Raw genomic sequence first — 13,790 nt, 5'->3', positions numbered from 1 at the left:
GAATATGCCCGGCGGCCTTAGACACCTAAGGCCGGCTCTCTGCACTTATGCCATACGTCTTCCCGGGCGTAGCGCCCATGTAAAACACCAGCTTTCCGCCCTGCATTACGTCGTTGTGACGAATGTAGGTGTATGGATAAGGCTTGCCATTCAACTCGATTTTCTGGATATATTTGTTCTGCGCGCTGTTATCCTTCGACTGGATGGTAAACGTCTTGCCATTTTCCAGCCTGAGCGTAGCCGAATCGAACAAAGGGGAACCGAAGACATACTTGCCTTCCATAGGATTCACAGAGTACATTCCCAATGCGCTGAACGCGTACCAGGCGCTCATCTGACCCACATCCTCGTTACCACTGAGGCCGTTAGGAGTTGCTTTATAAAATTTCTGCATCACCTCGCGTACCAGATCGGCCGTTTTCCATGGCTCGCCCAGGTAGTTGTAGAGATAGGTAATGTGGTGGCTCGGCTCGTTGCCATGCGCATACTGGCCGATCAGGCCCGAAATGTCCGGCGCAGTTCCCTCCCGCAATTCCGAAGAAACGGTAAACAGACTGTCCAAGCGCGATTTGAACATTTTCTCACCCCCCAAAAGGCCGATCAGCCCATGGACATCCTGGGGTACCAGGAACAGGTATTGCCATGCATTACCTTCGGTATAATCGGAGGTTACCGGCACCGAATAGAACGGATCGAACGGACGACGGAACTCGCCGTTTTCAAAGCGACCGTTGAAAAAGGCGGTCTGTTTGTCGAAATAGAGTTTGTAAAGCTGGCTTCTTTTCGTGAAATAGGCTGCGTCGGCTTTCTTGCCTAATGCCGCGGCTACTTTCGCGATTCCGGCGTCGGCGATGGCGTATTCCATGGCCCAGGCCACAGATTCGTGCATTTTGTCGGCCGGAATGTAGCTGAGCTTGTTCAGGTATTGCAGGCCCATCGAATCGCGTTTGGCAGTATGCTTCATAGCCTGGTACACCTGCTCGCGTTGGCTGGCAGGGATGAGCCCCTTCCCGAATGCGTCCGCGAGGATAATAATGGCCGGACTACCTACCATGCAATCCGTCTCGCTGCCTACGAGCGGCCACACCGGCAAACGCCCCTGCTGCTGGTGAATGGCCAGCATCGATCCCGCAATGTCCTTCACCAGGCTCGGCTTGACGATCGACATAAACGGCCCCCAGCCACGGTAGATGTCCCAAAGCGACATAGTTGTCAGGTTTTTAAAAGGCGCATTTTTGTAAACCTGCTTATCGGTGCCGCGGTAGTCGTTGTTGGCGTCGTTGAAAAGCGTGGGACCCAGAAACATATGGTAAAGAGCCGTGTAAAACAGTTCCTTATCGGTACTATTCCGGGTTTCGACCTGGATCGCACCCAGCGATTGCTCCCAAACGTGGTCGGCCTGAGTACGGTAAGACTCAAAATTGCCCGACGGCGCCTCGGCAGCCATGTTCGCCAAAGCATTTGCCTCGCTCACGGGGGACAGGGCTACTTTTAGGGTCATGTCCGGATTACGCGCAGCGTCGAAAAACAATGCCGCTTTGGCATGTTTGCTTTCCACCTGCTTGCCATTTTGAAGCGTGCTGTCACTATAAAACTCGGCTTTCAGAATGGGCTGAGAGGTGCGGATGGCAAAATACAGGCGCTGATCTTTCGACCAGCCTGTGGAAAAACGGTAACCCGTGAATGTGGAGTCGTTGACCTGCCGGATATACGTCTTTACCGGGCTGTCCCAGTTCATCGCAAAGCCCAGGTCCAGCAGTATGTGAGCGTTATCCGTCTTATTATAATGGTACTGGTGAATGCCAACGCGCTCGGTGGCCGTCAGCTTGGCGTCCACATCGTATTTATCCAGATGCACCTGATAAAAGCCCGGACGGCATTGCTCCGATTGTTTTGAAAAGAGCGAGCCATAACCCGTTTCCGGCTTTTCGAACTGCATTGGGCGCAGTTGCAAACGCCCGTTCGCAGGCACGACCATCAGGTCATTCAAATCCCCTATCCCCGTACCGCTCAAATGCGTGTGCGTGAATCCGAGGATTTCACGACTGATGTAATTGTAGCCAGAGCACCAGTCCCAGCCTTTAAATTCGTCCCAACTGCGCCCGATCTGCGTCGGCCCCAGTTGTACAGCACCGAAAGGCACATTGGCACCCACAAAAACATGCCCATGCTCCTCCGAACCAATGAAGGGGTTAACATAGCTGGTTAAAGACTGGCTTTGCGCATTTGCTGAATGGCCGAATGAAAGGACCAGAAAGCCCGCCGCAACGCAATTCTTTACTATTTCCGATATATTCATAAAGTATTTAAAAAAATCACACTCTTTTTGAATGATTTTTTAAAAATACACCAAATCAGCGAATTTTGAAGTGACCTATTCCGATTTAACGCCGTTCACCCTGACAAAACATTGATTATCCATATGAATAGTTTAAATTAGGATACTTTTAGTTACAAAGTCTTCTGTTCATGCAAAGATTACTGTTACCGCTGCTGCTTCTCGTTCTCGGTGCCTGTGACAAGGGGCATTTAATTGACGACGATGCGGCCCGCTTGCGAGGCGAATATTCCGTGCAATCTTACGTCGTTAATCATGATACACTCTTTTCGGCAGGCAGAATCAATAAGATAGATGTCACTGATTTTAAAGTGAATGTGAGCAGAAAGAGTGCCGATTCGCTCAGTATTTGGTATTCATGGATCAGGAAATCGAAACCGAATGCTGTATTAATCAGACAATTACGTTTATCAGGCAAGGACGATCAATATCAGCTCGCCAGGTCATCGGCCCCGCCACTTTTTTATGAAGGCACGATTTCCCGGGGTGTTTACACTGAACATACTTCACTGGCAGGCCTGGGATTTATCTTGCTGCCTGACAACTATCCGCTGGAAGGCACCTCGGAACCAGGCGGGGGGCGTGTAGAAATCGTCGCACGTAGGGAAGAGTAGTCACCCTATTTCTAATCAACCTTACAGTATATCCAATACCACACTTTCCCTTTGCCCTGACACGCTGCTATTCTGAGTTAGCAACAACATCCCGGCAACTATTACTGCAAAGCCCAGTCCAACAAACAAACCGTTATCGAGTGCCAATTTATAGTCGGCTGATGCGCCGGTGAGCGTTTCGTAGAAAACCCCTCCAATGATACCGATTCCCAATGCGGAGGCGATTTGCTGGAATGTCGAGAAAATGCCCGACGCTATTCCCGCATCCGCGACGGGGACCCGATCCAGCACCACATTGAGAAGAAATGGCAGCACCATCCCGTTACCCAGACCATAAAGGCCAATCAGCGAGATGACCGCCAGGGCTTCTGTCTGGTAATCCAGCCAGAGAATGTGTAAAAAGAAGGAAATGATAATTATTCCCAAACCGGCCAGCAAAACATTTTTACCAAAGCGCGGAAGCAATTTCGAGGCTGCGAATGAGGATAACATGAACAGCAGCGCGTGCGGAATAAAGTACGTGCCGCAGCCCAGCGCGGAAATACCCATACCCGATTGCAGATAAACGGCCATCATAAGCAAATAAGCGGTGTGCAGCATAAAATGAAACAAAAGGGCGATCAGCCCGATTACAAATTGACGATGCCCGAATATGCGTACATCCATCAAAGGCGCTTGATTTCGCTCGATTCTTAGACTTTGGTAACGAAGGAAAAAGATTAACAGAAACGCTCCCGTTATGGCAACCAGAACACTCCAAAACGGCCAACCAGCTTCCCTGCCTGCTGTGAGCGCGTAAATCAACGCACCGAGCCCCACCACCAGCATCATAGTTCCCGCAACATCGAATTTTCCAACAGATACCTTGGAGCTCTCTCCAATCCATTTTTCGATTGCCCACATAGAAGCCAGTCCCATGGGTGCGTTAATAAGGAAAATCAATCGCCATCCTGCAATGGTAGAATCCAGTTCAACCAGGTATCCTCCCAGGATCTGCCCGATTATCGCGGCAATGCTCAAGGTCATCCCATACCAGCCGATGGCCTTCGCCCTTTCTGCGGGCTGCGGAAACAGCTCCTGGATGAGCGACAGCGACTGGGTTACCATGAAGGCTGAGCTGATTCCCTGAAAGAAACGGGCGATGTTTAATGCAAGCGGACTTTGCGCTAGCCCGCAAAAGCACGAGGTCACCGTGAAAGCAAACATGCCCCAAAAGAAAACTTTCTTTCTGCCGAGGAAATCTCCCGCCCTGGCTGCCGGAATCAGGAAGCAGGCGCTACCCAGCAAGTATCCGGCAATAATCAGTTGCACATCACTTTGGCTGGCATCCAGCTTTTGCTTAATGACCGGCAAGGCCATATTGATAATAAAAATATCGATCACATAAAGCAATGGGGCCGTGAGAATGACGCATAGCATCAGCCACCTTGAATGTAAAGTATTCATGGAATGAGTAATTTGTCGATAAGAAATAGTTGGATTTACTTGTTGGCCCTCTCCATATCGAGCAGCCATTGCTTGCGCCAGATCCCGCCGCCGTAGCCGGTCAGGTTCCCGTCTGCACCCACGACCCTGTGACAGGGTACCAGAATGGATATTTTGTTCATGCCGTTGGCATTCGCTACCGCGCGAATGGCATTCGGACTGGCGATCATGGCAGCTTGCTGCTGATAGCTTCGGGTTTCACCATAGGGTATCGATTGCAATGCCTGCCAAACCCTGCTCTGGAAGTTCGAACCGACCGAGAACACAGGGACCGAAAAATCCTTCTTCCCTCCCGCAAAATATGCCGCAAGCTCGTTTTCAAGCGTGGCGAAATGGGCATTATGCCCCTGGACAATAGTCGCATTCAGTGCTTTGGAAAGCAACCTGAACTCGGTTTCGAGCATTTTCCTGTCTGTAAACTCCAACAGGCACAACCCTTCCTGTACCGCGCACGCAAACATGGTTCCGAGCGGTGTTTCAAGCCTTGTCAGGTCTATCACGCGCTGCGACTTCCCTTTCATCGGAGAAAATCCAAAGATACTCTTAAAGGAGTCTCCGAAGCCGCTCAGGGAATCGAAGCCGGAGTCAAATGCCGCTGTTGTAACCGACTGGCCTTGCTGAATGTGTTTAAAAGCGGAATTAATGCGGTACATTCTTTGGTAGGCATGAAAAGTCATCTGGTGGTTTTTCAAAAACCAGCGTCGCACCGAATGCGGTTCCAGCCCGCGGGCCAGCAGGTCTGCATCCTTAAATTTCAGGGCCGGATCACTATTCAGCTCGTCCAGAAGTGAGCGGATCCCGCCCGGCGTCTGATTGGAATGTTCCAACGGCCTGCAAACCTTACATGGCCTGTACCCTCTTTGAAATGCTTCTTTGGCAGAAAATACAAATTCGACATTTTCAATCCTGGGTTTCCGCGCCGTACAAGTCGGCCGGCAAAAAATGCCTGTGGTTTTTACGCCAGTAAAGAAAATCCCTTCAAATTGGCTATCCTTTTCGATGATAGCCCGATACATCCTTTCCTTTGAAAGATTCATGGAACCCGTTTTTAAGTTGATGCCCAAAATTAGGCTGAGCATACAAGGCCGGCAACCGAAAAATTGACAACTATTTTCTGAACGACTTTTTTCACCATAACCTCACAAATCGAAATATCTTTACGGTGTTTGGTTGAACCAGTTCATATTGCAATCCGCTTATTGAATAGCGTTTGCCTGCATCTCCGACATTGATTTACAATTTGCTGCTATGAGTTTAAGGAATTTAAAAGGAGTTGCCTATTTGTGCGTCTTCATTTCGATCGTCTGTATTATTTCAGCGCTTTCTAAAAGTAATTCGGCAACCGTAGATCATACATTTGTAAAAACCGACGACGTCGGCGGTACCGGCGGGGATGTTCCGGCTATCCGGGCGCTAAATGGACTTGTCCAGGCCAACTTTCTCGACAGAGATTATTATGAAGCAAGTTCCATTGAAACGAGCTCAGGGCTCCGGATTTATGCAAATTACAACAAGAAGCACCAGGCACTTTTCATAGGTACTGCCGATGGCTGGTCATTTTTTTACTATGCAACGCCAGCGGAGCTCAACATGATTGCAGACCATAGCATACCTGCCCATAAGCTTCATGAATTCCTGAGGCCTTTTCCGGAAGAACGTCTTGATGAAATCCCGACCAGGTCAAGGAGTTGGTCACTATTATGACTCGGGCAACTCCTTCAATTTATTTACACAATTAAAGGGAGCATCGTAAACAAAATTGACCGAAGCATCCCCTCCGGCCAAAGTTAACTACCACATCTAAAAGAACTCCGGTACAAAACCGAAGTCCCAGGTTTCCTTATGCTCGATTCATGTTCTGAATGGCGAGGGTTTACTTACAAATATCAGAAGTCCGTCACCTGGAAATATGCCGGTTTGGGGTGATAGGTCTGATCAAATAACAACGGATAATCCTTCCGGCCCATTACCGGGAAGTTGTCCAGCCAGGTCGATTTGTCGGAAACGTTCCAGAAAGTGACGCCGGTGAGTGTTCCCTTGTGTTTTCTGAAAACGTCGAATAGCATTTTGTACTGTGCGGTTTGCCTGGCGGTCATTTCTGGTGTCAGCATGGCGCTGTCCGTCGGCTTTTTCTGCCGGCGTTCATGCTCTTTGGGATGGACGGAAACGTCCAGCTCGGTAATCTGTACTACCAAACCCAGGCCGGCAAATTGGGTAATCGATTTTTCCAGCTCCGCCGCCGTGGGCTCATACACAGACCAATGCCCTTGCAGCCCCACACCGTGCACCGGCACGTTTTTCTCTTTCAGTTTTTTCAATAGCCGGAAAATCTTCTCCCGTTTTAAAGCACTCTCCGTGTTGTAGTCGTTGTAAAACAATTGGGCGTCGGGATCGGCGGCGTGGGCAAATTCGAATGCCTTTTCAATGTAATCCTCCCCGATGATCTGGAAAAACTTCGACTCCCGGTAAATGCTCGAACTCGTGTCGGGCACCGCTTCGTTAACGACATCCCAGGCATAGATTTTTCCCTTGTAGCGGCCAACCACATTGTTAATATGCTCTTTCAGGCGATCGAGCAGCACCTCGCGGCTCACCTGCTTTCCTTCATCGTCGGTAAAAAACCACTTCGGGGTCTGGTTGTGCCAGCATAGCGTATGCCCGCGTACTTTCATGCCGTTCTTCTGCGCGAATGCTACGATCGCGTCGGCGTCCTGCCAGTTATAGCGCCCGGGCTCCGGGTGTATGGGGCCCATTTTCATGGCGTTTTCCGGCGTCACGCTGCTGAATTGCTTTACGATCAGTTCCGCCTCCGGTCCTGAAAGATTCCTCGGAGCCACGGCCACCCCGATAGGAAAGTAGTCTTTATAAGCCTCCTTCAAGGTTTTTTGTGCCAGCACTTTTTCGCTTCCCGCCAGCATTGCAAACAGGCCAATGCATGATACCAGCGCTGAGTACCGGGTTGGATTTAGGATCATCATGGTATTATTGATAAAATGTTACTTGAACAGAAGCTGGGCAAATCCAAACAGGTCATGGCGCCAAACCGGCCAGGTATGCCCGCCCGGATATTCACTGTACTGATATTTGATCCCGAGCTCGTCGTATTTGGAAAGCATGATCTTGCAATTTTTAAAGGCTATGTCCTCGGGCCCACCCATCGAAATCCAGAAGTTTTTCAGATTACCATTAATAGCCGCCGAATTGGTTTTGGCAAACTCATAATGCGGGCCCGACAATGCCGTATTATTCCCAAACCACCCCGAGCTGAACACGCCGAGGGAAGAGAACATATCTGTGTTTTTGATGCCGGCATACAGTGTCTGGATTCCTCCCATCGAAAGCCCGGCCAGGGCCCGGTTCGCTGCATTAGTTTCTACCCGGTAGGTACTTTCCACGAAGGGTATCGCCCCCAGTTTTAATTCATTCTCAAAGGCTTTCAGAAAGCCATCGCCCGCCGTACCAAGGCTACCGGGGCCGAGCGGGACGCCCGAGTTTCCGTCCATCATCACAATCAGCATCGGTTTGGCCTTGCCTTCCGAGATCAGGTTGTCCAGAATCAGGTTCGTTTTGCCCTGGGTGGCCCAGCCCCGTTGGTCTTCGCCGCCGCCATGCAGCAGATACAGCACCGGATATTTTTGGGTCGATGCGTCATAGCCCGGAGGAGTGTATACGTACATTTCACGCCAGGAATTGCTCGCTTTCGACAGGTAGCGCTGGATCTGCACGTTGCCGTGGGGCACCTCCTTCATGGCATAGTAACCACCCTTCCGGAAAGGTATTTCGATACCGCTGGCCATTCTGCCCATTCCATAAAACGTCTCGCTCGCCGGATCGGCCAATGCCACCCCATCGATAAGCAGCGAATAGTAATGGAACCCCTCTCCGACCGAATCCGTGGTTACAGACCAGAATCCGGCTGTGTCTTTCAGCATATCGTATTTTTTGCCCAAATCGACCTGCACTTTCTGGGCATTGGGCGCTTTGGTGCGGAATACCACCCGGTTGTCCGGCAGGATCTGAGGATATTTGGCCGACCGTACGTTTGTCGATGCCGGCGTACCGAGAATGGTGTATTTTGAAAGCGACGGAACGTCGACCGGTTTAAACAAAAACTGTGAAAACATATACAGACCATTTTTCCAAACCTTGAAATCATGGACGCCCGGCTCGACATAATACACGTGCGGCACATCGTGCTCAAAGAGGTAGTCGTGCGTACGCTTGCTGAAAGTGATCAGCCGGTCGTCGTCACCGCAGGAAAGCCAGAGCAATTTCAGTTTGCTTTTGGCATTCTGGGGATCAGGCATAAGCTCTTCCGGTTTTTTCGTATTGGGGGCGGAAGAGAATCCGCCTACCCAGGCGAACTTGTCCAGATTACCCAACCCAAAATTGAGCGACTGCCCCCCTCCCATCGAGAGTCCCGCAATCGCGCGATTCTCCCGGTCGGTGAGCACCGGATATTTTTTCTCGACGAACGGGATCAGGTCGGTGAGCAAATCCTTTTCGAAGGTCGAGAAAGCCGCTACCTTGTCGGGCGCCATGATGTTGCCCGTTGCCCGGTCGTCCTTCATAGCACGGCCATTCGGCATCACCACGATCATCGGTTCTATCTTCTTTTCTGCGTACAGGTTATCCAGGATGAGCTGCGGATTGCCCCCTTTCAGCCACTCCTTTTCGTCCCCGCCAATGCCATGCAGGAGGTACAGCACCGGGTATTTCTTCTTTTTTGAAAACCCGGGCGGCGTGTAAATCAGCGCTTTCCGGCTATTGCCTACTGTCCTGGATTCGTATTGAACCGTATCCATTTTTCCTACGGCCACGCCGCTGCGCACCGCGTCGTAACCCGTAGGCATTTCGATCGGCTTGTTTTGTGCAAAACAGACGGTGGCCAGCATGAGCAATCCCGCGATGAGCGGTAAAGGTTTTCGCATAGTCATAAATGTTGTACGTGTTTTTTTATTTATATTGAATATCAACCATTTAACTAACAGAAAGAAGCTATTTCAGAAAATTACGGTGTTTTATTTGTCAAATTGACAATATATTTTTCACACATAATACTTCTATATCGGCATTGCCTGCCCATCATTATTTTAATATTATATTTAATTTATTGACGAGCAAATGTAGGTAACCCTTCGGATTTGCGAAGAGCATATTTGTTAAAAGTAATGCCACAAATGTTCAACGGTGGGCCATGCGATGAGAAATAAACTACAAAACCGGACCATACCATGTCAGCGTCCCTGAAATCCTTGATGATCGTTCTGACCTCCTTGCTGCTTGCGCTGTCCTTCGCCTGCAATGCGGGCCAGAACGATTTGCAGCTGAACTTTACCGCCATCACTTCCATGGACGGACTCTCATCCAACACGGTTCACACGATTTTGAAAGACCGGTACGGCTTGCTTTGGTTCGGTACCGACGACGGCCTGAACAAATACGACGGGACCGATTTCACCATTTACCGGCACGACAGGTCAAACCCGTCGAGCGTGGCCTCCAACGACATTTCTTCACTCCACGAAGATAAAGCGGGCCGCATCTGGATCGGCACGATACAGGGCTCCCTGCATTTGTACGACCGCCGAAAGGATGCTTTTGTTCGTGTCATCGGCAGCGAAAGCGTCACGGCGATTACGAGCGATCATACAGGCCAGTTATGGGTGGCTACCACCACGGGGCTGATCCTTGTCGACCCGGTCACATTCAAGGCGACGCGGCCGAGTCAGCGCACGGGCGTGCCCGACCAACTCCGAAACGGACTCGTGCAGAGCTTTTTCGAGGATCGGCAAGGGCATATGTGGGTAGGGACAGAAACCGGCCTGTTCCGGTTCGACTTTACAACAAACCGCTTCGCACGTATCGCCTACGGGGAGAATGCGGTCACTGTCAGTGCCAACCAGGTAAAGACAATCAATGGCGACCAAACGGGCCACATCTGGGTCGGGACATTCAATGGCCTATTCAAATTCGCGCCTGACGGTACCCTGCTCCAAAGCTTTAAATACCAGGCAAACGACGCGCATTCGATCAGCAGCGATATGATTTACGCCGTGGCAGCCGAAAACCGCCAGACGCTCTGGATCTGCACGGACGGCGGCCTGAACCTCATGGATACCCAAACCGGAAAAGTAACCCGCTACGCGCCGGACGCCCGCTCGTCTTTCAGTCTGACAAACAAGTCGATACGGAGCATTCTCATCGACAAACAGGGGATTTTCTGGCTGGGCACTTATAAGGGAGGCGTCAACAAGTTCGATAAAAACCTCACCACCTTTGCACTGAAACGCTCCAATCCTTACGACCCCCACGGGCTCAGCGCCTCATTTGTAACCTCTTTTGCCGAGAAAAGCAATGGCGACCTGTTCGTGGGTACGGACGGAGGCGGCCTGAACCTTTATCACCGGAAAACAAACCTGTTTACCAAAATCCCAGTTCTGCCGCAAAACAGGCCCGGATGCTCGGGTCTGGCGATTATGTCGCTGGAGCTGTCGGCTGACAAGCTGTGGATCGGCAGCTTCCAGGACGGGCTTTTCGCATTGAATACGCAAACCGGGCAATACCGGCAATTTATACAAGGCCCGAGCCTGTCATCGCTGAACAACAACGACATTTTCGCCTTGATGACCGATAAGCAAGGCAAGCTTTGGGTCGGCACCAATGGCGGCGGTATCAATGTATTCGACCCGGTCACGCAGCAATTTGAACGCTATTTTGATGCCGGTATCCCCACAGCCAAACGTATGATTCCGCTGAATGGCTACATCAGGGATATTTTGCAGGACAAAAACGGCAATATCTGGATTGCCTCCCACGGCACGGGCGTCGCAATGTTTGACCCGGTGCGGAAAAAGTCGGTCCAGTACGACAAGCTGAACAGTACCTTGCCGGGGAACAACGTGCTTTCGCTTCACGAGGATAGCAACGGCGCTATCTGGCTCGGTACCGCCGGCGAAGGGTTGGCCCGATTCAATGCCAAAACACACAGCTTTACAGTTTTTGATCAAGGAGCAGGACTTACCAGCGGGGTCATCAACAAAATTCTCGAAGACGCTCAGGGGCGTATCTGGGTGAGTACCGATCAGGGCGTGAGCTACCTCGATCAAACCACCAAAAAGTTTACCAACTACTCGCCCCACAATGGTTTGCAGAACAATACCTTTATTCTCGGCGCCGGTATCAGAACGCAGGACAGCCTGCTGTTTTTCGGCGGCATTCAGGGATTTAATTACCTGAATACCAGCACACTCAGACAGAACACCAACCCGATACCCGTGCTATTGAAAGAGCTCCGGGTGGGCAATAAATCCATCACGCCCGCCGATTCGGCTACGCTTAGCGAGCATATTTCGGTCGCGAAATCCATACATCTGGCTTACAAGCAGAACTTTACCCTCTCCTACGCGGCGCTCAATTACTCCGACCCGTCGCAAACCGTATACCGCTACCGGCTCGACGGGTTCGACAGCGAATGGCACGATGCCGGCACTTCCCAAACTGCCGGCTATACAAACCTGTCTCCCGGCACTTACCGGTTTGAAGTACAGGCCAAAAACCACAACGGGAACTGGAACAGCCGGGGCGCTGCCGTTGAAATCGTGGTGGAGCCGCCATTCTATATGACTGTTTATGCGTACGTTTTTTACGCGCTGAGCTTTCTTGGATTAATGCTTCTGATCAGGCACAGAGGCATTCAGAGGCTTAAAAACAAGTTCAGGCAGGAACAGCTCGAACGGGAAATTGAACGCAAGAGGGAGCTCGATGAAATGAAAATCAAGTTCCTGACCAACCTCAGCCACGAGTTCAGAACGCCTATTTCCCTGATACTGGCACCGCTGGACCAGCTGCTCAACCGGGCGGCCGCTGCCGAGAACACACCGCATTTACAGGGTATCAAGCGGAATGCACGGCGGCTGCTTAACCTGGTCGATCAACTGCTTGATTTTAAGAATCTTCAAGAACATGAATCGAAGCTCGAACCCATGAAGGGTGAGATCGTTTCCTTCATTCAGGAAACTTCGGAGTCATTCCGGTATTTATCTCAAACAAAGGGCATTGACTACGTTTTCGAAAGCCAGGTAAGCAGCATGTATATGGATTTCGATGCCAACAAAATCGAACGTATTATCCTGAACCTGCTGTCCAATGCATTTAAATATACCCGCAGGGGCGGAAAGGTAACGCTATCGCTATCGCAAGCGGAAGATGCCGGGCAATGGCTGTATATTAAAGTGTCGGATACCGGTGTGGGCATCCCTGCCGAGAAGCACGCAAAAATCTTCGAACGTTTTTTCCAGCACGACGCCGCTGCTTCGATTCTTAATCAGGGAAGCGGGATCGGCCTTTCCATCGTCAGGGAATTTGTGCAAATGCACCACGGGTCGATTCACGTGGATAGCACACCAGGCAAAGGAAGCACATTTACCGTAATGCTCCCTTGCGCCATTTCGGTAGCTAATGTGGGAACAGAACCTGCCATTACGGTAAGTTCTGGTGATCAGCCGCAGCACGCCAACGTTTCCAAGACCCCGGGTGTGCCCGTGCCCGCTGTTGAACTGCCTGCCGAAATTCTGATTATCGAGGATAACGACGAGTTCCGGCATTATCTCAAAAGCAGTCTGGAATACCATTACCGGGTCATCGAAGCAGCTACCGGATCGGAGGGCTGGCAAAAAGCGCTCGCACAGCACCCGCAAATTATCATCAGCGATATTGCCATGCCCGAAATGGACGGTAACGAACTCGCCCGGAAAATTAAATCCGATAAACGTACGGCGCATATCCCGATCATTCTGTTGACCGCTTCCACCGGCGAGGAACACGAGCTACGCGGGCTGAACTCCGGCGCCAACGATTACCTTACCAAACCTTTCAACTTTGACATTTTAAATGCCAAGATCAACAACCTGCTGCTGCTCAACCGGCTATTGAAAAACGCCTATACCAAGCAAATCGACGTTAGCCGGCCCGAACCTCAGATCGTATCGGGCAATGAAAAGCTGATCAAGAACATTCTGGCCTACATTGATGAGCATATTGATAACAGTTCTCAGCTCAGCGTCGAAAAACTGAGTAAGCAGCTGGGAATGAGCCGGGGGACATTATACAGCAAACTTCTGGAAATCACCGGGCAAACGCCCATCGAATTCATCAAGGCAATCAAGCTGGAAAAGGCGGCGCTGCTGCTCGAAAAAAGCGATCTGAATATCGCCCAAATTTCCTATGCCACCGGATTTGCCACACCCAACTATTTCACCAAATCTTTCAAGGCAAAATTCGGCGTCCTGCCTTCCGAATACATACAGGCCCGTCGGAATTTTTTGTCTTTCCAAGGGTAAATATGTTAGAAT

At 50.6% G+C, this 13,790-nt stretch carries 8 protein-coding genes; 3 read left to right on the top strand and 5 right to left on the bottom strand.

Annotated features, from left to right (window positions below; genetic code table 11):
* Positions 1–25 precede the first annotated feature (25 nt).
* Entirely contained in the window at positions 26–2,299 is a 2,274-nt protein-coding gene (locus tag CLV60_RS08190) for a GH92 family glycosyl hydrolase (protein ID WP_106594870.1), read from the bottom strand.
* Between the two features lie 170 nt (positions 2,300–2,469).
* Between CLV60_RS08190 and CLV60_RS08185 the strand changes: the two genes are divergently transcribed.
* Positions 2,470–2,952, top strand: a complete 483-nt coding sequence (locus tag CLV60_RS08185) for a hypothetical protein (RefSeq protein WP_106594869.1) — start codon at positions 2,470–2,472, stop codon at positions 2,950–2,952.
* Between the two features lie 21 nt (positions 2,953–2,973).
* On the opposite strand, the gene CLV60_RS08180 is transcribed toward CLV60_RS08185, so the two are convergent.
* Entirely contained in the window at positions 2,974–4,467 is a 1,494-nt protein-coding gene (locus CLV60_RS08180; protein WP_106594868.1) for an MFS transporter, read from the bottom strand.
* Positions 4,434–5,474, bottom strand: coding sequence for a bifunctional transcriptional activator/DNA repair enzyme AdaA (locus CLV60_RS08175; protein WP_106594974.1), 1,041 nt, complete (start codon positions 5,472–5,474; stop codon positions 4,434–4,436). The genes CLV60_RS08180 and CLV60_RS08175 overlap by 34 nt, the downstream gene beginning before the upstream one ends.
* A 211-nt stretch (positions 5,475–5,685) precedes the next feature.
* Here CLV60_RS08175 and CLV60_RS08170 point away from each other — a divergent pair, with 211 nt between their 5' ends.
* Positions 5,686–6,141: a hypothetical protein gene (locus CLV60_RS08170; RefSeq protein ID WP_146151534.1), complete on the top strand. Its 456-nt coding sequence runs from the start codon at positions 5,686–5,688 to the stop codon at positions 6,139–6,141.
* Between the two features lie 182 nt (positions 6,142–6,323).
* On the opposite strand, the gene CLV60_RS08165 is transcribed toward CLV60_RS08170, so the two are convergent.
* Positions 6,324–7,415, bottom strand: a complete 1,092-nt coding sequence (locus tag CLV60_RS08165) for an endo-1,4-beta-xylanase (RefSeq protein ID WP_106594866.1) — start codon at positions 7,413–7,415, stop codon at positions 6,324–6,326.
* 18 nt (positions 7,416–7,433) lie between these two features.
* Complete coding sequence (locus CLV60_RS08160; RefSeq protein ID WP_374755641.1) at positions 7,434–9,332, bottom strand: alpha/beta hydrolase-fold protein; 1,899 nt, start codon at positions 9,330–9,332, stop codon at positions 7,434–7,436.
* Between the two features lie 339 nt (positions 9,333–9,671).
* Here CLV60_RS08160 and CLV60_RS08155 point away from each other — a divergent pair, with 339 nt between their 5' ends.
* Positions 9,672–13,778 (top strand): hybrid sensor histidine kinase/response regulator transcription factor, encoded by a 4,107-nt coding sequence (locus tag CLV60_RS08155; RefSeq protein ID WP_106594864.1) that lies wholly within the window; start codon positions 9,672–9,674, stop codon positions 13,776–13,778.
* Positions 13,779–13,790: the final 12 nt, after the last annotated feature.

The sequence above is a fragment of the Dyadobacter jiangsuensis genome (assembly GCF_003014695.1).
Taxonomy (GTDB): Bacteria; Bacteroidota; Bacteroidia; order Cytophagales; family Spirosomataceae; genus Dyadobacter; species Dyadobacter jiangsuensis.
This window is presented reverse-complemented; position numbering and strand designations above follow the sequence as displayed.